This is a genomic window from Streptomyces ossamyceticus (assembly GCF_001418475.1).
GTDB lineage: Bacteria > Actinomycetota > Actinomycetes > Streptomycetales > Streptomycetaceae > Streptomyces > Streptomyces ossamyceticus.
The window spans coordinates 1-21,578 of record NZ_LIQX01000712.1; the positions used below are offsets into that span (position 1 = coordinate 1).

Annotated in this window: 17 protein-coding genes; 8 read left to right on the forward strand and 9 right to left on the reverse strand. The window is 72.8% G+C overall.

All coding sequences use genetic code 11. From position 1 onward, the window contains the following. Nucleotides 1–550: AfsA-related hotdog domain-containing protein (locus tag AOK15_RS37245; RefSeq protein WP_276206254.1), on the forward strand; the 550-nt coding region annotated here is incomplete at its 5' end. 110 nt (nt 551–660) lie between these two features. Continuing rightward, nucleotides 661–1,266 carry a response regulator transcription factor gene (locus AOK15_RS37250; RefSeq protein ID WP_055523101.1) on the forward strand — a complete coding sequence of 202 codons (606 nt, stop codon included), beginning with the start codon at nt 661–663 and terminating at the stop codon, nt 1,264–1,266. Between the two features lie 92 nt (nt 1,267–1,358). On the opposite strand, the gene AOK15_RS37255 is transcribed toward AOK15_RS37250, so the two are convergent. The 4 genes from AOK15_RS37255 to AOK15_RS46275 all read right to left on the reverse strand — a co-directional run bounded on the left by AOK15_RS37255 (nt 1,359) and on the right by AOK15_RS46275 (nt 7,125). Next, nucleotides 1,359–2,612, reverse strand: coding sequence for a sensor histidine kinase (locus AOK15_RS37255; RefSeq protein WP_055523104.1), 1,254 nt, complete (start codon nt 2,610–2,612; stop codon nt 1,359–1,361). A gap of 100 nt (nt 2,613–2,712) precedes the next feature. Continuing rightward, nucleotides 2,713–4,317 carry a SagB/ThcOx family dehydrogenase gene (locus AOK15_RS37260; protein ID WP_055523105.1) on the reverse strand — a complete coding sequence of 535 codons (1,605 nt, stop codon included), beginning with the start codon at nt 4,315–4,317 and terminating at the stop codon, nt 2,713–2,715. Between the two features lie 61 nt (nt 4,318–4,378). Beyond that, nucleotides 4,379–6,763: a TOMM precursor leader peptide-binding protein gene (locus AOK15_RS37265; protein WP_055523107.1), complete on the reverse strand. Its 2,385-nt coding sequence runs from the start codon at nt 6,761–6,763 to the stop codon at nt 4,379–4,381. Next, nucleotides 6,760–7,125 carry a TIGR04351 family putative TOMM peptide gene (locus tag AOK15_RS46275; protein WP_240508770.1) on the reverse strand — a complete coding sequence of 122 codons (366 nt, stop codon included), beginning with the start codon at nt 7,123–7,125 and terminating at the stop codon, nt 6,760–6,762. The genes AOK15_RS37265 and AOK15_RS46275 overlap by 4 nt, the downstream gene beginning before the upstream one ends. 253 nt (nt 7,126–7,378) lie before the next feature. On the opposite strand from AOK15_RS46275, the gene AOK15_RS37275 reads away from it, so the two are divergent. After that, complete coding sequence (locus AOK15_RS37275; protein WP_055523109.1) at nt 7,379–8,215, forward strand: AfsR/SARP family transcriptional regulator; 837 nt, start codon at nt 7,379–7,381, stop codon at nt 8,213–8,215. Between the two features lie 145 nt (nt 8,216–8,360). Then, nucleotides 8,361–9,167 (forward strand): thioesterase II family protein, encoded by an 807-nt coding sequence (locus AOK15_RS37280; protein ID WP_240508771.1) that lies wholly within the window; start codon nt 8,361–8,363, stop codon nt 9,165–9,167. Nucleotides 9,168–9,349: 182 nt separating this feature from the next. On the opposite strand, the gene AOK15_RS37285 is transcribed toward AOK15_RS37280, so the two are convergent. The 3 genes from AOK15_RS37285 to AOK15_RS37295 all read right to left on the reverse strand — a co-directional run bounded on the left by AOK15_RS37285 (nt 9,350) and on the right by AOK15_RS37295 (nt 11,950). Beyond that, nucleotides 9,350–9,730, reverse strand: coding sequence for a YrdB family protein (locus AOK15_RS37285; protein ID WP_055523113.1), 381 nt, complete (start codon nt 9,728–9,730; stop codon nt 9,350–9,352). Continuing rightward, nucleotides 9,727–10,254 (reverse strand): SRPBCC family protein, encoded by a 528-nt coding sequence (locus AOK15_RS37290; RefSeq protein WP_055523115.1) that lies wholly within the window; start codon nt 10,252–10,254, stop codon nt 9,727–9,729. Before AOK15_RS37290 ends, AOK15_RS37285 begins: the two co-directional genes overlap by 4 nt. A gap of 139 nt (nt 10,255–10,393) precedes the next feature. Next, a complete protein-coding gene (locus AOK15_RS37295) occupies nt 10,394–11,950 on the reverse strand; it encodes an MFS transporter (protein WP_055523117.1) in 1,557 nt (518 codons plus the stop codon). Between the two features lie 220 nt (nt 11,951–12,170). Between AOK15_RS37295 and AOK15_RS37300 the strand changes: the two genes are divergently transcribed. The 4 genes from AOK15_RS37300 to AOK15_RS37315 all read left to right on the forward strand — a co-directional run bounded on the left by AOK15_RS37300 (nt 12,171) and on the right by AOK15_RS37315 (nt 17,971). Further along, nucleotides 12,171–13,229 (forward strand): ketoacyl-ACP synthase III family protein, encoded by a 1,059-nt coding sequence (locus AOK15_RS37300; protein ID WP_055523119.1) that lies wholly within the window; start codon nt 12,171–12,173, stop codon nt 13,227–13,229. After that, complete coding sequence (locus AOK15_RS37305; protein WP_055523121.1) at nt 13,226–14,809, forward strand: class I adenylate-forming enzyme family protein; 1,584 nt, start codon at nt 13,226–13,228, stop codon at nt 14,807–14,809. Before AOK15_RS37300 ends, AOK15_RS37305 begins: the two co-directional genes overlap by 4 nt. Beyond that, nucleotides 14,799–16,424 (forward strand): phosphopantetheine-binding protein, encoded by a 1,626-nt coding sequence (locus AOK15_RS37310; protein ID WP_055523124.1) that lies wholly within the window; start codon nt 14,799–14,801, stop codon nt 16,422–16,424. The genes AOK15_RS37305 and AOK15_RS37310 overlap by 11 nt, the downstream gene beginning before the upstream one ends. Nucleotides 16,425–16,720: 296 nt before the next feature. After that, nucleotides 16,721–17,971, forward strand: a complete 1,251-nt coding sequence (locus AOK15_RS37315) for an MFS transporter (protein WP_055523126.1) — start codon at nt 16,721–16,723, stop codon at nt 17,969–17,971. 261 nt (nt 17,972–18,232) lie between these two features. Here the strand turns inward: AOK15_RS37315 and AOK15_RS37320 are convergent, their stop codons facing one another. Continuing rightward, nucleotides 18,233–19,480, reverse strand: coding sequence for a cytochrome P450 (locus AOK15_RS37320; RefSeq protein WP_055523128.1), 1,248 nt, complete (start codon nt 19,478–19,480; stop codon nt 18,233–18,235). A gap of 70 nt (nt 19,481–19,550) precedes the next feature. Beyond that, on the reverse strand, nt 19,551–20,876 hold the full coding sequence (locus AOK15_RS37325; RefSeq protein WP_240508772.1) for an FAD-dependent oxidoreductase: 1,326 nt from the start codon (nt 20,874–20,876) through the stop codon (nt 19,551–19,553). Between the last annotated feature and the right edge of the window lie 702 nt (nt 20,877–21,578).

A 21,578-nucleotide genomic window follows, 5' to 3' on the forward strand; every position in this document is an offset into this window, starting at 1 on the left:
GCGGCCCGCGATGCGCGGGGAGGGCGGGCTGCTGATCCTGTCCAGGACCGCCTACCAGGCCATGCGCAGCAGGCGGCAGCTGCCGGACCACCCCGGTTTCCTGCTGCCGCGCTTCACGGCGGCCGAACCGTGCGCCGTGGGCCGCCGCGACGCCAGGAACGTGTTCGTCACCGAGCCCGTCGCGGAAGGCGAACAGGGCGGTTTCTCCTGTCAGTTGGTGGTGGACACCAGCCATCCGCACGTCTTCGACCACCCGCTGGACCATGTGCCGGGCCATCTGCAGATGGAGGCGGCACGGCAGTTGGCGGTGGCCTCCGTGGCGCGGCTGCACGGCCTCGACCCGTGCAGCCTGTCGATCGCGTCCATAGAAACCGACTTCACCGACTACGCCGAGCTGGACCGCATCACCAGCCTGCGGGCGACGGTCGGAGGGTTCCGTTCCGACGAGGAACTGGGCACCTTCACCATCCCTGTCGAGGTGCAGGCCGTGCAGGAGAGCACCGTCACCACCGCCATGCGGATCGAGGTGGCGCAGTGGGCCCAGGATTAAGGTGAAGTTTAAAGGAAATCGCTCTCTGATCTTTTACGGGCACCCTCTGTCAAGTAATGTCCTCGTCAATCGGGCCGACGTGACCTTCTCGGCCCCCCGGGGGGAGCACAGTGATACGCATCCTGCTCGCCGAGGACATGCACATGGTCCGTGGGGCCCTGGTGGCACTGCTGGCCTTGGAGGGTGACCTCACGGTCGTGGCCGAGGTCGAGCGTGGGGACCGGATCCTCCCCACGGCACTGGAGCACCAGCCGGATGTCGCCATCATCGATGTCGACCTGCCCGGCCTCGACGGCCTGAGCGCGGCGGCCCAGCTGGCCCAACAGCTGCCCTCCTGCCGCACGTTGATCCTGACGAGCCTCGGCAGGCCGGGCACGCTCCGCAAGGCGCTCGCGGCCCAGGTGGGCGGTTTCCTCCTCAAGGACGCACCGCCGGACCGGCTGGCCGACGCGGTCCGGGACGTCGCGGCCGGCAAGCGGGTGATCGACCCCCAGCTGGCCCTGGCGGCCCTGGACAACGGGGAGAACCCGCTGACGCCCCGTGAGACGGAGGTGCTGCGGCTGGCCGCGGACGGGGCGGAGGCCGCGGACATCGCGCGCCTGCTGTTCCTGTCCGTCGGGACGGTGCGCAACTACCTGACGACGGTGGTCACCAAGCTCAACGCCCGCAACCGGGTCGACGCGATCCGGGTCGCCAGGGAGAGCGGCTGGCTGTGAGAGGCCGCGGGCCGGACGGGGTGCGATGCCCCTGCCCGGCCCGCGGCCCCGAGTCCGTCCCCGGTCCCCGCCCGCTCCGCCGCCCGCGGCTCTCAGTCGGTCCGGTACGCGGTCTGGCGCAGCGGGGCCGCGGCCCGCAGGACGAACCAGCCCGCCTCGTCCAGCCCGGACATCAGCTGGCCCCCGATCGAGGCCAGCCGGAACTGCAGATTGCCCAGGCCGCTGCCGTCCGAGCCGTCCGACGGGTCCCGGAAGGCCGTGGCGTTCTTCTGCACCCCGTCGTTGGCGATGGTGAGGACCAGGTCGCCCGACGACGTCCCGCGGAACTCGATCCGGCAGTGCTCCGCCTTGCTGTGGCGCAGCAGGTTGGTGATGGCCTCGCGGAGCACGGTCGCCATGATGGTGCTCACCTCCCCCTCGGGGAGGTCCACCCGGCACTCCACCTCCGCCTGGATGCCGGCGGCCGCCAGGACCGCCTGCGCCGACACCGCCTCCGTGGACAGCGACATGTCCCGGTAGCCGCGGGCGACCGTGCGTACGTCGGAGAGGGCCTGCCGGGAGATCTCCAGGATGCTCTTGAGCTCCTCCAGGGCCCGCTCGGGGGCCGCGGGCACCAGACGGCACGCCAGTTCGCTCTTGAGGGTCACCGCCGACAGGCTGTAGCCGAGCAGATCGTGCAGGTCCCGGGCGAAGCGGAGCCGCTCCTGGGTGACAGCCAGCCGGGCGAGTTCCGTCTGGGCCGCGTGCACCTCGACCACCAGCTGGGCGAGCCGGTTCAGGCCGTACACGATCAGTCCCGTCAGCACCGTGGAGACGGCGATGTACACCGAGCCGACGAAGTGCATGCCCAGCAGCGGGCCCGTGCTCGCGGCCGCCACGGCGACCAGCCCGAACAGCGGCCAGGCCACCGTCGGCCGGAGGACCAGCAGCAGGGAGGCGCCCAGGAAGCCGGCCATCCCACCCCAGCCGAACCCCAGGACGAACAGCGGGAGATACGTCAGCAGGGCCTGCAGGGTGAGCGTCCACCGGTACCAGCGGGCCCGGAACCGCCGCAGACGCTGGGTGGTGTGCACGAGTTGAAGAAGGAAGACCAGGCTGAAGCCGAGGGCCGAGGCGACGAGGGTCAACGGCCCCGGCCTCGCGTCCGCGATGTTCAGGAAGCCGGTCAGGACGAAACCGCACTCGACGATCAGGACGACACTCTGGGCGAGCCGGGGCGGCGGGGCACTGAGGCCCAGGGCGCGCACCGCCGCCGACAGGGTGGGATTGCCGCCGACCCCGCCCATGGCGGTCTCTCCTAAGGAGCGGTCGACCTGAGTCTCCGCGGCCGGCGCGGCTGCCTCCATGAAAGCCCCTCACCAGAACGGGATCAAGGAGCGACCAGTGTATGCGGGATCATTGAACTGTAAGTATTAAATGCAGGACTCATGGACCAACTGTGCGATTTTAAGGGATGCTTGGTGACAGTTGCGGGGCCACGCCCAGGACGAATCCCCCGACGCTCGGCTCGGTCAGCCAGTCAGTGCCGGTGGTACGGGCGGCCAGCTCGACGTCGCCGCTCCCCAGGGCGCACGCGGCCAGGCCCATCGCGGTGCCGATCAGATACAAGTTCTGAATGACCGCGCCGACGTGCTTCAGCGTCAGCGCGTAGGGGAGACCGCTGTACTTCCAGGACAGCCGGTGGATGCGCGAGGTGATGGTGATGACCACCGCGGGCGGATCCACCAGCCCGGCGCTGATCTGCGCCTCCGCGACCAGTTCCGCCGTCGCCGAGTCCGTCTCCCCCTCGTCGATCTGCACCAGGCAGTGCTCCAGCGGCGCGTAGTAGTGGGTGCCCGACGGGATGCCGGCGCAGTCCCGGACGGTGAGATAGAACTCGAGCTCGTAGGCGCGGCCGCCGCTCGGGTACGGCCGGTCGGTGTACGCCTCCTCCTGCCGGCCCTCGCCCTGCCGCTCGTGCAGGCCGCGGACCCGCAGCGCCCGGTACAGGAACTCGCCCAGCACAGCGGCCGTGAGCGGCTCCGCACCGTAGTTCCGGATGCTCTGGCGCCCCTCCACCACGGTGGTCAGCGGCGGGTCCTCGGCCGTCACCTCGCTCAGGGACGGCCGGGGCAGGGCGAGACGCGGGCCGTCCGGCAGCGGCTTGACGGCCGGGGCCGGGGGCAGCCGCCCGGCCAGCGGATACGTCGCGCCGAAGTCCGCGTCGTGCCGGCCGAGCGTGGAGCGGCTGTGGAAGAGCAGGTCGACGGCGCCCCACGACAGCAGCGCCGGGTCCCGGTCCTCCGCGAAGGACGGCACCGGGTCACCGCCGCCCCGGCCCTCCTCGGACGCGCCCGGGCCGCCGCGGTCGGCGGCGTGCGACGGCTGCTCCGCGCAGAGCAGCATGCCGGTCCCCAGGAGATGGCCGACGATCTCGGCGACCACCGCGGCGGGCAGCGGCACGGCCGCGGCGATCTCGTCGACCGTGAGCGCGCGGCCGAGCATGCTCACGACCCACGCGGCCTCCGGAGCGTGCAGCACGACCCGGTACAGCGACACCGGTCCCTCCAGCACGAACCCCTCGCCCTCGCTGCGCAGGAACGCGAAGCGGGACAGCCGCACCGGACGCTGCCGGTCGACGGCGTCCGGCCGGTACCGGGCCGACTGCGCGATCGGCACCACCGACAACAGGGGCTGGTCGGCGCCCTCCAGCGTCAGTGAGCGCACCACCATGTGCTGCAGCCGGTGCAGCACCATCAGGATCTCGGCCTGCGCACCCGTGACGGTGGCCGTGCGCCCCCCGGGGGAGGAGGGGCGTACGGAGCTGTCGGCGGCCAGCTCGGCCGCCACGTTGGCCAGCGAGATCGGGCCGAGGCTCATCCGCCGCAGCGCCTCGCGGACCAGCGGTCCCGCCCGGTGCAGCCGGGTCTCGCCCCACCGGCCGGAGAGCACCACGGAACTGGCCGGGCCGCCCATGTCCACCAGAACGTCCTCGCGGAGCGACCACAGGGCGACGCAGCGCCTCTCGCTCTGCGGTGTCACGACGGTGCTCAACGGCCTCTCGGCGGTCATGGGGGCTCCTGTGGGGCATGCGGGGGACGGCGGTGGGGCGCCGTTCCGTTCAGATGAACAGTCAGAGGAACAAGGGGACGGGGTTGAGGTCCTCGTACGGTGTCGGCGTGGCCAGCCGGCCCAGCCGCACCGGCACGTCGAACAGTCGGCCGGGCGCGAACCGGGCCCAGAAGTGCCGCAGCCCCGGTACCACCACCTTCACCACCGGGATCCCGATGTCGGGCCTCGTCTGGTCGAGCACCAGCAGATCCATGCCGTGCCCGCGCAGCAGCTCGACGACGGCCTCGACGTCGTCCCGCAGGTCCGGCCGGTTGCGGAAGGCGAAGTCGGCCGGGCCGCGCGCCGGGAGGGAGGGGTCGGGCAGCAGATACGGCTGTGTGGCCACGGTCGCCCCCCACCACCAGCCGAGCGGTTCGGGCGCCGTCGTGCCGTAGCCCGTGCCGTCGGCCCGTGCGCCGACCACCGCGGGCAGCAACTGGTTCATCTCGGTCAGCGCGCGGCGCAGCGCCACCGCCGGGTCGAAGTGCGCCCCGAACCCGAACATGATGTCCTCGGCGGGTTTGTCGGTGCGCCGCGACACCGCCGCGAACACCGGCACGCCCAGGTCGGAGGTGAGGTCCAGGACCCACACCTCACGGTTCATGTGCCGGTACACGTCGAGGAGTTCCTCGGTCCAGGCGTCGCCGAAGCCGTCGGCGCCGTGCAGCCGCACACCGGGCTGCCGGGTGCGGTTGTACCACCACAGGGCGACGGCGTCCCGCTCCACCAACTCGAGGAAGCCGTGCAGGATCGCGTCCTCCGGGCTGCTGCCCGCGGCGTTGCCGTTGGAGTCGGCGCGCAGCGAGCGCCTGCCGGCCACCGGCCGGGACGACCCGTCGGCGGCACCCGGGAAGTACAGCATGCCGGTCGGCAGCAGCCGCTGCCGCTGCTCGGTGAGCGACCACACCGGCGTCCAGTCGACCGGGGCCCGGTCGTCGAAGGGTTCGGGAACGTACTGGAACGCGTCGTGCAGGGCGTTCCACCGCTCCCGGTCACGGAACTGCCGCGGGGCGAACAGCTGGCAGGCGTCCGGGGAGACGGCGACGTCCCCCAGGCCCCGCAGGCTGTCCCTGGTGCGCGGCTCGTCCCCCTGGAGGGTGCCGCTGTACCGCTCCAGCGCCTCGCACATGGCGCTCACCTCGGCGTCCAGCGCGGTGGCGCCCTTGCCGCCGCTGAGGTGACGCAGCCCGGCCCGCAGTCGCGCCAGGTCGGTTCCGCCCAGCGCGGCGTTACGGCCCGCCAGATAGCAGTGCAGGCCCGACGGTGCCCGCGGGTCCCTGCGGATCTCCTCGATCACCCCGGTCACCGGGCTGACCAGATGCGCGTACCGGTCACGGACCTCCTGCGGGGAGAGCGCCCGGTGCCCGCCCCCCGCGTACGACGCCTTCGGCCGGGAGACGAGCGTCACCGGCTGCCGCACCTGACGTGCGACGAGACCGGGGTCACCGCAGTCCGGGCACTGGGGGCGGCGCCGCAGCTCGTGGTGACGGGTCGTCAGGGCGAGGGTGTCCAGGGTCAGGACCGCGGACTGGCCCGGATAGCGGTAGCCGGCCAGCCACTTCGCCGTCTCCAGCGCCGCGAGCTGCGCGGCGGCCGCCGCGGACGGCGGCACCTGGGCGGCCGGCCGGGGGACCGGCCCGGTCAGGCCGAGCGCCCGCCGCACCGGCGCCTCGCACAGCCGGTGGCCGCGCAGCCGGTGGGCCAGGCACGACCAGCAGGGGCCCGAGTCCGGCTGGAACACCGGGCCCACCCACGCGGTGGAACCACCGGGCCGGGACAGCAGCCAGGGCCGCCCCGTGGCCCGGTGCAGGGCGTCGATCTCACGCAACTCGGGGTTCAGGTAGTCGTCGCACACGACGAGCGACAGCGGGGCGAGGTCGTTCCCGGCCACGCAGTGCGCGCCGTGTGCCCGGCCGTTGCCGGCCACCGCGAGCCCCGCGGCCCGGCACGCCTCCAGCACCCCCTCGGCGCACGCGCCGCCCACCGTGAGGACCTCCAGCGGGGCGGCCGCCAGCCGCCGCAGCGCCACCGTGCCGTCCAGGCCCGCCAGCTCCCAGAACGCGCGGGCCGGCCGGCCCGCCTCCTCCGAGCCGCCCGAGACCGCGACCGGCGTCGAGTAGCCCACGAGACCGGCCTGGGCGAGCCGCGCGATCAGCCGGCCGACCTGCTCGGGCGGTATCTCGGGGGCCGCGTCGCGCAGCAGGGACGGCAGGTCCCGGGTGCCGTCCAACAGGGGGACCAGGGCCTCGATGTGATCGCCCTGCAACGCGGTCACACCCCGGTCGGACAGCAGGTACGCGGCGTCGTCGGCGACGACCTCCGCTCTCAGGTGACTGCGGAACCCCACGAGCCGCGGGTCGTGCGTTCTCGACGGGTGCGCGGGACGCTCACCGAAGACGGCGGTCACCGAACGATCCTCCGGCCGCCGGTCCCCGACGACGTGTGACGGGCCTCGGGGGACACGTCCTCGGTCAGGCAGAAGCAGAGGAACGCGTGCGCGGTCGTCGGCCGGGAGAGCTCCTCGATGGTCAGTTCACCCACCGGGTTCTCGGGCAGCGAGGGGGGCTGCTGCCCCTGAGCGAGCGTGACGCCGAACTCGTCGAGCACCGATGTGGCGTCCACCTGGTAGCGGCGTGACAGCTCCGGCTCCAACCACGCCCGTGCGACCAGTTCCATGAACCGCAGTTCCTGGCCGGGCATCCGGTCGAAGGCCACGGTCTGCTCCGTGGCGGACGTACCGTCGAGAGTGGAAATAACGCCTTCGTGCACGTTGCCCTCCGCAAAGACCTGTGTATGGATCGGAAGTCGCCGTGATCGGACCGGCAGACAGGATTCTTCGGGCAGCGGGGTCGTCACCGACAGTGTTCCCCTCATGCCTCCCATGTGAATTCGTCATGGGTCACCGCCTCCGTTATTCACGCTGCGGCGATGAAGCGCTCACTGGGAGTGGCACGGCCCGCCGTGCCACTGTGAAGCGCTCGGAAACGCAAGCCGAGCGGTTTTGGCTGGAGGGAGAACCACAATGGAGGTCCGGGTCCTGGGGCCGCTCGTCGCCCAGCTCGACCACACGTCCGTAGTGCCCAGCGCGGCCAAGCCCCGCCAGGTGCTCGCCCTGCTGGCGCTGCACGCCGGCCAGGTCGTGACCGTGTCCACCCTGCTCGACGAACTGTGGGGGGACGCGCCGCCACGCACCGCGCCCGCGACCCTCCAGACCTACATACGGCAACTGCGCCGCCGACTGGCCACGGCGCTGGGCCCGACCGCGGTGCGCGGGCCGAAGGACATCCTGTGCACGCGGTACGGCGGCTACGCGCTGGACGTGGCCGGGCCCGATGACGCCACGCAGTTCCAGCGGCTGTCCGTGGCCGGGCAGACGGCGCTGCGCGAGGGCACCGCACGGGAGGCGTCCGCGCTGCTGCACCAGGCGCTGGCGCTGTGGCGCGGCCCCGCCCTGGCCGATGTGCAGATCGGCCGGGCGCTGGAGGTCGAGACGGTGCGGCTGGAGGAGACGAGACTGGGCGTCCTGGACGCCAGGATCGAGGCCGACATGCGGCTCGGCCGGCACGCCGCGCTGCTCGGGGAGCTGACCGCGCTGGCCGCGCAGCACCCGCTGCACGAGACCGTGCACGCGCAGCTGATGCTCGCGCTGTACCGCTCGGGCCGGCCCTCCCACGCCCTCGGCATCTACCAGAGGCTGCGTCAGTGCCTCATCCGTGAGCTGGCGTTGGAGCCGTCGACGCGGCTGCAGCGGCTGCACCAGGCGATCCTGCGGGCCGACCCGGCCCTGGAGTCACCGGATCCGGCCGTGCCCGGCGGCGACGGACTGCGCTTCGCACCGCTCACGCCCGCCTCGGTCTGAGCCCCGCCTCCCGAAGGCCGACCGGGAGCGTTCCTCTCGCCGCCCGGGGCGTTTGGCGGCCCTTAAGCGCCGCTCCCGACGCTGGGGGCACGGCGGGTACCGGCCACCTGGTGGCCACCGCGCAACGAGAGGAGTTCCGGTCACTATGACGCGATATCTGAGACGCGGTGGTCCACGGCACGACGGTCGCCTGCGTATGTTCTGCTTCCCCTACGCGGGCGGGGGCGCCTCCGCCTACGCAGGCTGGCAGCGGTGGCTGGGGGCCGGGGTCGAGGTGCTGCCGGTGCAGTTGCCGGGCCGTGAGGGCCGGATGACGGAGCCCCGCTTCACCGATCTCCCCGCACTCGTGGCGGACCTGGACCGGGAGCTCGGCGAGGAACTCGACCACCCGCACGTGCTGTACGGGCACAGCATGGGGGCGCTCGTCGCCTTCGCCCTGGCCCAGCACCGCCGGGCTCGCGGCGAACGGCTCCCCCTCGCGCTCCTCCTCGGAGCCCACCGGGCCCCCCACCTGCCGGCCCCGCCCATCACCCACGGCTACGTGGCGGACGACGATGAACTCATGCGCGGGCTGGCCGCGCTCGGAGGTCTGCCCCGCGTGCTGCTGGACCGGCCCGAGTGGCTGGCGGCGCTGCTGCCGGTCGTCAGGGGCGATCTGATGCTCTGTGAGGGCGCCGGGGGCGTGGATCGCACCCCGCTGCCGATTCCGCTGCACACCTTCGCCGGGGCCGACGACCGCCTGGTGACGGTCCCGGAGGTACGGGAGTGGTCCCTCTACTCCACAGAGGACTGCGAGACGGTCGTGGTGCCGGGCGGTCACTTCTACATCAGGGAGCAGGAGAGCGCCTTCCTCGACCGGCTCTCCGAGGTGCTGCGACGGTACGAGGTCGCCCACCGCACAGGCGTGGGCGGCCGCGACTTCGCGGAGGCCTCTCAGGCGGTTGGTGTCTGACGCACCCGAACGCGACCGGCGGGCCGTCCGCTCCGAGACCGGAGCGGACGGCCCGCCGACGTGGGTGGAGAGGCCGGGCACCGGTCGGGCCGAAACCGCTCCGAGGCGCACTCCGTCACGCGCGGGTGCGTGCGCGGGAGGGNNACGCACCCGCACCCGAGGGCGACGGGCCCGGTGAACGGTCAGTGCCGCAGCAGCCACCAGATCCTGTCGTACGCGCAGACGTGGTAGACCACCAGCACGATCAGGTAGTACTTGGCCACCTGCAGGGCGCCGATGTGCCGCAGCGCGGCCCAGGCCCCGCCGAGCACGGCGAGTTCCAGCAGCAGCCGCAGCGGGCCAGGAGTGTCGAAGGTGGTCTCACCCGACCGGGCCTCGTCGCCGGCGGTGGCGAAGTTGCCCCACAGCATCGCCATCGCCACGGGGACGGCGATCGCGGCGACGAAACGCAGCGGCCCCGGGACCGTGCGCCAGCCCCACACGGCGTAGCAGCCCAGCGCGAACACCTCCAGCAGGAACCGCAGAGCGAGGAAGAGCGGGTTGTAGGCCAGTGCGATGGTCATCGAGTCGATCCCGTCTTCTCTGCCTGGGACTTGAGGGCGGCGGTCCAGTCGGCCAGGACGGCCTTGAGCTTGTCGCTGCTGTAGAGGAGGCCCGCCAGTGGACCGCCGATCGACTCCTCGGACCGCACGCGGGTGGCGCCGTGCGCCGGCTCCAGCAGGAAGCGATGCACTCCGCGGGTCCCGGCGAGCGTGCCGGTCCAGGACAGTTCGGATCCCGGCCGGACCACGGCCAGCGTGGACTTGACGCGCATTCCGTTCAGCACCCAGCGGAACGGGACGTCCGGCGCGAGGCCGCCGTCGACGTGAGCCTGCGTGACCCCCGGTACCCAGGAGGGCCATCGAGCGATGTCGGCCAGCAGTTCCCACACCTCCGACGACGGGGCTCGGACAGTGACTTCGCAGGACGCGAGAACGGGCGCACCGGCGTCGACGGTCCCGTGCTTGGCGTACTGCTCGTGCAAGGTCCGCAGTGACGGGCCGACATACAGGGCTCTGCCCAGGAACGAGCGTTGCTGAACGGTCATCTGGTGAATCTCCTCATGCTGTTCGTGGTGCCGGCGCCACGCGAACGGGGCACGGGACGACCAGGTCTCCAGCGTCGCCCCCGCCGCTGGAGAATCGCTGAAGCGGCGTCCATGACGGTCGTACGGGCAGGGCAGGCGCTCACGCTCGGGGGCGGGCGGAGCCCTGGTGGGCAGGGGTCGGTCCGGTCTCGCGGGGGCTGGTGACCGAAGGTGCGACAGCCGCCCCGGCACCCGCCCGTCCCGGCAGCAGCAGCGCGGCGACCACCGCACCGCAGGCCACGGCCGCCGCCGCGACACCGAGCCCCGCCGCCGCCGCGTCGTCGAAGGCCCGGCGGGCGGTGGCGGCCAGGACGTGCCCGGCCTCACCCCCGGCCCGCTCGGCTGCTCGCAGGGTCTCGCCCACGCCCCCGGCCGCACCCGCCACGGCATCGGCGTAACGGCCGGCGAGCACACTGCCCACCACGGCCACCCCCAGGGCGGTGCCCAGCTCCTGCATGGTCATGTCCAGGGACGCGGTGGACCCCGAACGCTCCGGGGGCACCAGGGACATCACCACATGGGTGGTGGGTGCCATGGACAGTCCGAAGCCCACTCCGATGAGCACCAGACCCGCGAACACCGGCGGGTACCCCTCGCCCCACTGCCCCAGCACCAGCACACCGCACGCGGCGGCCGACAGGCCCACGGCCACACAGCCCCGCGCCCCGGCCCGCCGGTCCAGCACCGGACACAACAGCGTGCCCAGCGCCACCGCGAAGGCCACCGGCATCACGGCCAGGCCCGAGCGCAGCGGGGTGTACCCCAGCACGAACTGAAGCCGCTGGGTGAGCACGAACAGGGTGCCGGCCAGCCCCAGCATGAGGAGCAGAATGCTCGCGCTCGCCCCGATGAACGCGGGCCGGCGCAGCAGGTCCGTGTCGAGCATCGGATGCGGATGCCGCCGCTCCCACATGACGAACACGGTGCCCGCCGCCGCGGCCACGGCCAGACCACCGACCACGGGCAGCGAGGTGAGCGCGTGCCCCGAGGTCTGGATGACGCCGAACACCAGCCCCGCCATGGCCGCGGTGCCGAGCAGCGCACCGACCGGGTCCGGTGGCCGCGGCGCCCGGTCGGCGGACTCGCGCAGCAACAGTGCCCCGCCGACCAGGACCACCACCACCGGTACCAGGTTGACCAGGAAGATCGACCCCCACCAGAAGTGCCCGACCAGGGCACCGCCGACCACCGGGCCGGCCGCGACCCCCAGGGCGGAGACCGCGCTCCACACCCCGATCGCCCGGGCACGCTCGGCCTCCGGGAAGACGTCGACGATGATGGCCAGCGTGCCGGGCATGATGAAGGCGGCACCCAGGCCCATCACCACCCGTGCCGCCATCAGTTGGCCGGGGCCGTCCGCGCCGAGCGCGATCAGGGAGCCCGCCCCGAAGACCGCCGCGCCGCCCAGCGTGGCCCGCTTGCGGCCGAAGCGGTCGGCCACCGCTCCCGCGGTCAGCAGGACCCCGGCGAAGGCCAGGGCGTAGCTGTCGACGATCCACTGCGCCTGCCCGATGCCCGCGCCCAGATCGCGCATCAGTACCGGTATCGCCACATTGAGCAGCCCGTTGTTCAGCACGATGGCGAACAAGGCCAGGGACAGTATCCCGAGCATCCACCACCGCCCGGGGTCTGCGCCGTCCCCATCGGTCCTGTGCATGTGCTGGCTCCTCTCGGCGGCCTGGACGCGGCGTTCCTCACGTCACGCGCCCCCAGCCTGGGCGGGGTCACTGAAGCCGCACTTGCGCCCGCACACGCGGTGCCCCGGCGGTCCCCTTCTTTAGCCGGGCCAAAGCCGTCCCCCACACGCTCCTCCCGAGGGCTCATCTCCTGACACGACACGACGGATCGAGAGATCAGCCACCGATGATGGGAGGACCATGCGCTGGGAAAGCGTTTACGTGGCGGCCACGGGATCCTGGCTCCCGGAGCCGTATCCGACACGTGCGGCCGTGGAAGCGGGCAAGTACGACCCCGAACAGTTCGAGGCCGACGCCCTGCTGTCCATCCGGGTGGCCGACGAGGAGGTCGCACCGCCCGACATGGCCGTCCAGGCGGCCACCACGGCACTCAAGCGGTCCGGGCTGGACCCCGAGACCGTGAGCCTGCTGCTGCACAGCTACGTCTGGTTCCAAGGGCAGACCCTGTGGCCGGTGGCCTCGTACGTCGCGGACAAGGCGCTCGGCAGGGGCGTCCCCGCGTTCGAACTCAAGCAGGAGTGCAACGCCGGCACGGGGGCCATGGAGCTGGCCGCCCGTCATCTGGCCACCACGCCCGGTGCCGCCGCCTCGATGCTCACCACCGCGGACCGCTTCGGCGAGCCGCTGATCGACCGCTGGCGCGACGAGGCCGGAATCGTCTACGGCGACGGCGGCACCGCGCTGCTGCTCTCCAACCAGGGCGGCTTCGCCAAGCTGCTGTCGACCGCGACCCGGGCCGACAACTCGCTGGAGGTGGTCACCCGCGGCCCCGGTTTCACCCCGCTGCCCGACGAGAAGCCGCTCGGACTCGCCGAGCGCCTCGGTCACTACCTCCAGCACCACGGCAACCTGCGCGAGGCCACCCAGCGTCTGGTGGGTGTGGCGGTGGCCGCCGTCGACGCGGCGCTGGCCGACGCCGGCAAGCAGCGCGAGGACATCACCTGGGCCGTGATCCCGGCGAGCGGCCGCAGCAAGATGGAGTGGCAGGCCGGCACCGTCCTGGGACTGGCTGAGGACCGCACCAGCTGGGAGTTCGCCCGGCGCAGCGGACACCTGGGCGCGGGCGACCAGTTCGCGGGACTCAACGACCTCGCCGAGCGCGGGCTGCTGCGCGTCGGCGACACGGTCCTGCTGATCGGCGCCGGTTCGGGGTTCACCTCCACCTGCGCCGTGCTGGAGATCACCGAGGAACCGGCCTGGCAGACGCCCGCCGCGCACGACGAGGAGGCGCGGTCGTGACCAGCACACTGACGTCGTTTCCGGCCTCGGCCCTGATCGACGACGCCGTCGGGACCGAGACCGCCCCCCGGGTCGACAACGCCGCCGAGGTGTTCCTGACGGCCGCCGCCGCCCGGTGCCCCGACGCCCCCGCCGTGCGGGACCGCTACGGCATGTGGACCTACGCTGAACTCGACGCCGCCGCCGACTCCTTCGCCCGGATCCTGGACGGCCACGGCGTCAAGCCCGGCGACCGGGTGCTGGCCCGTGTCGGCAGCAGCCGCGAGTTCACCGCCCTGCTGTACGGGACCTGGCGACACGGTGCCGTCCTGGTGCCCATCAACCCGGGCATGAAGGCCTTCCACCTCCAGTCGGTGATCGCCGACTCCGAACCCTCGCTGATCGTCGCCGAGGACGCCGAGCGCGACGGTGCCGACGGCCTCAGCTGGCCGTCCGGCGTGCCGGTCGCCGTCGTCTCCGAACTGGACCTGTCCGGTCCGGCCGACCCGGCCGCCCGTAGTCAGACCGAGGTGCCCGCCGACCGGCTCGCCCTGCTCATCTACACCTCGGGCAGCACCGCGGCACCCAAGGGGGTGGCCTGCCCGCACGGGCCCGTGGCGTTCGCCGCCCGCGCCATCGCGGCACGGTTGAACTACCGCCCCGACGACGTCGTGCTCACCGCCGTCCCGCTCTCCTTCGACTACGGCCTCTACCAGGTCTTCCTCAGCGCGCTGGCCGGCGCCGAACTGCTGCTGTCGGGCCCCGCCGACCACGCCCGGCTGCTCGGTTTCGCCCGGGACCACGGGGCGACCGTCGTGCCTCTCGTGCCGTCCCTGGGCGAACTGCTCGTCAAACTCGCCTCCCGCGACCAGCGATCCACCCGCGTCCGCCTGTTCACCAACACCGGGGCCGCCCTCAACGCCCCGCTCATCGCCACACTCCGGGAGACGTTCCCCGGCGCGTCGGTGGTGCCCATGTACGGCACCACCGAGTGCAAGCGGATCACCATCCTCGAACCCGACGGCGATCTGGCCCGCCCCGGTTCGGTGGGGCCCGCGCTGCCCGGCACCGAGGTGCTCGTCGTCGACGACGACGGACGGCCGGTCCCGACGGGGGAGACCGGCGAGATAGTGGTGCGCGGCCCGCACCTGATGGCCGGCTACTGGCGTTCCCCCGAGCAGACCGCCCTGCGGTTCCGGCCGGGCGCGGACGGCGGCCCGGTCACCCTGCACACCGGTGACTACGGCCGGCTCGACGAGGACGGGCACGTCTACTTCCAGGGCCGCCGGGACGACCTGTTCAAGCGGCGCGGCTCACGCATGAGTTCCGTCGAGATCGAGGCCGCCGTGCTCGACATCGACGGCGTGCGGGAAGCGGCGCTGCTCGTGCCGGAGGACGACCGCGACATGGTCCTCTTCGTCGTCGGCGAGCGTCCCGACGTGGACGGGGAGCAGGTGCTGGCCCGGCTGGGGGACCGCCTCGAAGCCGCCAAGGTGCCGGACGTCTGCCATGTGCTGGACGCTCTTCCGCTCACCCCCAACGGCAAGACCGACCGCAAGGAGCTGCGCCGGCGGCTCATGGAGGGCACCGATGGCCACTGACCACGACCACGCCGGGCATCCCGGCGACGACCTGACGGTCCGTCGGCTCGTCGAGCAGTACGGCAGCCCCCTCTACGTCTACGACCTGGCCCGGGTGCGCGCAGCCCTGGAGGACCTGCGGGCGGCCCTGCCCCAGCCGTGCCGCGTCTACTACTCGCTGAAGGCCAACTCGCACCCCGACCTCGTCGCCGAGCTGCGCCGGGGCGGCGCCCGCGCCGAGGTGACCTCACGCGGCGAACTGGCCGCGGCCCTGGAGGCCGGTCATCCGGCGGCGGAACTGATGTACTCCGGTCCCGGCAAGGTCCCCGCCGAGCTCGACGAGGCGATCGCGGCGGGGATGCGCACCTTCTCCGCCGAGTCCTTCGGCGACCTGGAGCGGATCGGCGCCGCCGCCGACGCCCAGGGCGTCACCGCGGACTGCGTCCTGCGCATCAACGCGGCCGGGGCACCGGGCCAGGCCGGGCTGCGGATGACCGGCGGCCCCTCCCAGTTCGGCTTCGACCTCGACGACCTGGCCGAGCACGGGGCGAGGCTCCTGGTGAAGGGCGTCCGGATCATCGGAATGCACTTCTTCCCGCTCACCAACTCCCGGGACGAGGACGGTCTCATCGCCGAACTGGCCCAGAGTGTGCGCACCGCCGCCCAGCTCCGGGAGGAACTCGGCATCCCCCTGCATCTGCTGGACCTCGGCGGAGGCTTCGCCGCCCCGTACGCGAACCCCGGCGAGCGGCCCGTGTACGGGAGGCTGCGCACGGCCCTGACCGCCGTGCTCGACGAGCACCTGCCGGGCTGGCGGGACGGCGAACCGGTGATCGCCTTCGAGTCCGGCCGCTACCTGGTGGGCGACAGCGGCCGGCTGGTGACCACCGTCACCGACGTGAAGAACAGCCGCGGCAACACCTACGCGGTGCTCGACGCCGGCATCAACCACCTGGGCGGCCTGTCGGGCCTGGGCCGTCTACTGCCCCTCTCCGCCCAGCCGCTGGCCGGCTCCGGCCCGGCGGCGGACGACGCCGGTGACCGGGAACCCGCCATGGTCACCCTCGCCGGTCCACTGTGCACCCCCGCGGACATCCTCGCCCGCGCGGTCGACCTGCCGGGGCTGCGCCCGGGCGACCTGCTGGCCTTCCCCAACGTGGGCGCCTACGGACTGTCCGCGAGCCTGCTCGGCTTCCTCGGCCACCCGGCGCCCGCCGAGCTCGTCGTGGACGGCACCGAGACCGTCTCCGCCGGCCGCCTGACCCTGCGGCGCCACACCGTCTCCCCTCTCACCGCTTCCCGTACGGAGGACACCACCGCCATGACAGAGACGACCACGGGGACGACGCCTGTCGGCACGGCGGACGAACCCGCCGCGCCCTGGGACCCCACGTACTCGGCACTCCTCAAGGAGGCCCTGCCCCGGCTCGCCGCCCAGGGCGAACTGAAGCCCGACACCAGCCTCAAGGCGGCCGGCCTCGACTCGCTCGCGATGGTGGAGGTCCTGGTCCGGGTGGAGGAGACGTACGGCATCGCCGTCCCGGACTCCGAGCTGATGGCCGACACCTTCGCCACCCCCGCCTCGCTGTGGCGCGTGGTGTCCGCCCTGCGCGAGCAGGCCGCGGGCCGTGTCTGAGCCGGGTGCCGGTGAACGGCTGCGGTCCCTGCTGGGCCGCACCGGGCTGAGTGAATGGCTGGCCGCCGTCTCCCGCGTCGAGGGTGGCACGGCCGACAGCCTGCTGCGTCACCACCACGTGACACACGCCCCCTCGACAGGGGCCCGACGGTGTCCGGAGCCCGTGGGCTCCGGACACCGGGCCTGACCGCCGCCGGAACCGCATCGGTTCCGGCGGCGGTCGTCCGCCCCCCTCCGACCGCAAACCCCGCACACCAGGGCGCGGGCCCGCGCCCGTGAACCCGAGGTGACATCAGATGACTACAACTCACGAGCGTCCGGCGGACGCGACGGCCGAGGGAGGTGCCGGGACGACGAGTCGGCGGGTCGTCGTCCTCGCCTTCCTGACCATCTTCCTCGACGGATTCGACACCGCCTCGCTCGGCTTCGTCGTCCCGACGCTGGCGAGGGAGTGGGATCTGGACGAGTCCGCGTTCACACCGGCGCTCGTCGCCACCAACCTCGGTGTGGTGATCGGTTACCTGTGCTCCGCCCGAGCCGCCGCGCGCTTCGGACGCAAACCCCTGATCGTCACCGGCACCCTGGTCTTCGCGGCGGGGTCGGCACTGACGGTGCCCGTGGACTCGGTGACGATGCTCGGCGTGGCGCGCCTGCTGACGGCGCTCGGTCTCGGCGCTGTGCTGCCCGCGTGCGTCTCCCTCACCGCGGAGCACGTGCCCCCCGCGCGGCGGGAGTCCGCCAGCGTCGCGGTCGTCCTGGCGATCGCCGTCGGCGCCGTCGCCGGAGGCCTCGCCAGCACGCCCCTGATCACAGCGTTCGGATGGACTTCCGTGTTCTGGGCCGGTGCCCTGCTGCCTGCTCTGATGGTCCCCCTGCTGGTACGGGGCCTGCCCGGCACCCCCTCCTCCGCCGTGCGACGCGCGGAGGCGGCGGACCCGTCCGTACGCCGGCTGTTCGAGAAGGGCACAGCCGTGCCGACGGTACTGCTGTGGTGCTTCGCCCTCCTGATGTACACGACGAACTACGGCCTCCTCACCTGGCTGCCGACCCTGCTCGCCCGGGGATACGGCTTCACTCCCGAGCAGGCACCGGTGGGCACGTCGATGATCGCCGTGGGCGGTGTGCTCGGCGGACTGGTGATGGTTCCCCTGTGCGCGCGGCTCGGTACGCCGCGCGCCCTGACCGTGATGGCGCTGACGGCCGTCGTGTTCCTCGTCGCGACGGCGTGGGCGGACACCGCCCGCGCGGCGCTGCTGGTGATGCTGGCCGCGGCCGGCGCCGGCATCGTCGCGGGCGTGCTCGGCCAGACGGCCCTCGCGGTGACCCTGTACCCCACCGCGACCCGCACGACCGGTGTCGCCTACGCCGCCGCGCTCGGCCGCACCGGCTCCGTCATCGGCCCCGCCGTCGGCGGAGGGCTCCTCGCACTGGACGTCCCGGGCCGCGAGATCCTGCTGCTGTCCGCGGTACCGCCCGCGCTGGCAGCGCTGGTCGCCTTCGTCTTCGTCGTACGGGCGCGCTCCACAGCGGTACACGACCGGTCCTGACGCGTTCTGCCCGGCAGCCTCCGGCTCGCCGCACGTGGGCCCCGGCCTGTTCAAGGCCGGGGCCCACGTGCGGCTGCGTCCGGCCGGACGGCCGTCCGTCTCCGGTCCGGCCACGTGCTCGACCAGGGGGCTCGTCCGCCCGCCTCATGGCGGGTACGCCGTGTGTACGCCGCCCACACGAACGCCCCGGGCGGGGCCGGAGGACCGGCCCCGCCCGGGGGAGTCGCGTACCGCGTGGAGAAGGCGTCGTACGAGGCCTCGTCACCAGGTGACGGGCAACGCGGTGATGCCGTGGACGAGCATCCCGTGCGGACGGGGCAGTTCCTCCGGCGCCACGGCCAGCTTGAGTGTCGGGAAGCGCTTGATGAGCGTGCCGATCGCTATCTGGAGCTCCAGGCGGGCCAGGCCGGAGCCGATGCAGTAGTGCGGGCCGTGGCTGAAGGCGAAGTGCGGGTTCGTCGGCCGGTGGAAGTCGAGCCCGTCCGGGTCGCTGAACTGGCGGGCGTCCCGGTTGGCCGAGGCCAGCCCCGGCAGCACGGCGCTGCCCGCCGGAATCAGCACACCGCCCAGCTCGACGTCCTCCGTGGCGATCCGGAGCAGAGCCTCGTCGCCGGGCGGGTAGGCGCGCAGCATCTCCTCCATGGCGTTGCCGATCAGCTCCGGCTCGGCGCGCAGGGCGGCCAGGTGCTCGGGGTGGGTGAGCAGCGCGACCACGCTGTTCGCGATCTGGTTGACCGTCGTCTCGTGGCCGGCCACGAGAAGGCTGATCCCCAGGAAGATGAGCTCCTCGTGGCTGAGCCGGTCACCGTCCTCGTCGTGGATCTGGACCAGTGCCGACAGCAGGTCCTCACCAGGGTTCTCCCGCTTGGCCTCGACGAGTTCGGAGAGGTACGTGAACAGCCCGATCTGGGCCTCCAGCATCTCGTCCTTGGTCCGCGAGGTGGTCGCCAGGAAGGCGCTCGCCCAGGCGGCGAACTTCTCCCGGTCGTCGAAGGGCACCCCCAGCAGCTCGCAGATCACGATCACCGGAAGCGGGAAGGCCAGGGCCGGGATGAGGTCCAGCGGGCCCTCCTGCTCGGCCATCGCGTCCAGCAGGGCGTCCGTGTGCTCCTGGATCCGCGGGCGCAGAGCGGCGACCCGACGGGCGGTGAACTCCCTGGAGACCAGCTTGCGCACCCGGGTGTGCTCGGGCGGGTCCATGTTGAGCAGGCTCTTGAACTTCTGCGGGGCGGCCGCCAGCCGGGGGGCGCCGTCCTCCAGCGTGGCGGCCCGGCTGAACCGCTGGTCCGACAGGACGGTGCGGACCTCGTCGTACGTGGTGACCAGGAAGGCCTGGTCGCCGCTGGGCATCCTCACCTTGGACACGGGGCACGTCTCCCGCAGGTCCTTGTAGACCGGGCAGGCCTGCATCGCGGACGGCCGCTCGAAGGGGTAGGGACGTACGTCCTCGTCGTCGTGGGCGGAGTGCGCGGCAGCGGTGTCGGGTGCCGTCTCGGGCTGTGCGGTCATGGTGGTGAATCCTCTTCGTAGCGCGTCGGAGTCGGGCGGTGGGGTAAGGCGCGGTGCGAGGTCGGCGGGGTCAGACGTCGGACGGGTCGGCGCCGAGGTGGGCGGCGGGCGCGGCGGGTGCGGAGGACGCCACCCGCACCACGGTGCGGCCGGTGCGGTGCGCTTCCTGGAGCGGGTAGTAGATGCCCGCGACGATCCGCCGCTTCAGGGCGTCGTTGGAACTCACCAGCCGGTAGGCGAGCTTGCGCAGCGCCACCGGCACGGTGCCGGACAGCGCGAACGCCCGTTCCTGGCGCAGCTGCAGGTCACGGGAGCGGGCCACGGCCTGCTCCCGCTCGTGCTGGAAACGCTCGGTGGCCCTCAGCAGCGCCGACCGGTGGTCGCCCGAGCCCCGCAGGACGGGAGCCACCAGGGGGGCGAGCATCACGGCGTCGGTGATGGCGTGGTTCACGCCCTGCCCGAGCACCGGTGTCAGCGTGTGCGCCGCGTCGCCGATCAGTACCAGGCCGGGCATGGACCAGCGCTGCACGACCGTCGTGAAGATGTCCAGCATGGAGGTGTCGGACCAGCTGGTGACGGACTCCCGCACCTCCCGGGAGATCTCGGGGGCGAGCTCGTCGATCCGCTCGTACAGCGCCGGCAGGCCCTGCCCCCGCATCTCCCGCAGGCCGCCCTTGGGGATGTTGAAGCCGACCCGAACCAGGTCGGGCACGGTGGGGATGAACAGGCCGTGCCGGTTCCCCCGGATCCGCACCCGGTAGGTGTGCGGGTCCCAGACCTCGGGGACCGGCACCTTGAACCAGACGAAGTCCCGCTCCAGCGGGATCTTCTCGTACGGCAGGCCCGCCATCTGGCGCACCTTGCTGAACCGGCCGTCCGCGCCCACCGTCAGCGTGGCCCGCACCTCGACGTCCCCCTCGGGGCCGCGGACCCGGACGCCGGTCACCGCCTCGCCGTCCCGCAGCAGTTCCACCGCGGTGCTCCGCCGCAGCAGGGTGAACCCCGGAAGCGAGGCACCCTCCTCGGCCAGCGCCGTCAGCAGCGGCGGCTGCGGAAGCTCCATCGGGTAGCGGCACGGCTGGTCGAACGCGGAGAAGTCGGCGTCCAGCACCACCCGGCCGCCGTCCATGATCTGCATCCGGCGGGTTTCCAGCGTCTGGTCGCGGACCTTGTCCAGGATCCCCAGACGGTCCAGCAGCCACACCGAGTCGGGTGAGATCGACTCACCGCGGAAAGAGCGGTCGAAGTGGCCGCTCTGTTCCACGACGACGACCTCCACCGAGCGGCGGGCCAGTTCGAGGCCGAGTGTCATTCCCGCCGGTCCGCCGCCGATGATGCACACCTGGGTGTGCACCGCCGCGTTCCCGGCCGGCCTGGCCCTGTCAGATCCCGTCACGGGCTGTCCCTCCTGCACGTCGGCCCCTCGTCGGGGAGAAGTCGGCCTCACGGCCCAGGGGGAAGCCCTGACGGCGTCACGCGCCGTCGGCTGCCTCCCCGACGGCTCCGCCCGGGGCACCCCCGGGCGGAGCCGCACCGCGCCGTGGCGCAGGTCGGCCGGACACGGGGCGGTCCCGGCCGAGGCTCGTCGTACGCGGCGCCGCCATGCTTCGGGCGCCTCCTAAAGCCGGTCTTGCGCCCTCCTCCGCCGAGCGGGCCCGACAGGGCCGCCGCGCAGCCCATGAGGCCGTCGCCCGGGCTTCAGCGCACCGGCGCGCCCGCTCGGGCCTCGCCTGCAACCCCACCTTCTGGCGCCTGTTCGCCGGCGACGCCGTCCTCGACGCGGTCCGTCTGTCGCCGTGGTTCTTCGACCTGGGTCCCTTCCGCCGGTCCCGCCGCACGCGCCTCGGCCACCGCGCACACGGTGCTGTACGGCGGCTCCGACGTGCCCGCGCAGTGGCCCACGAGGGCGTCGCCGGGACTTCAGCGGAAATACAGCGCCGTGCCCGATCCTGGGCGTCGCGCGTCACGGTCGGCGGGAGCGTTCCGGCCGATGCGGACACCGCGCCCGCCCGCGTGCCCCCCACCAGCCCCTCCCCGGGCAGTCAGCGCATCCTCCACGGCCCTGCGGATCACGGCCCGCAGACGGGAGGAAGAAGGA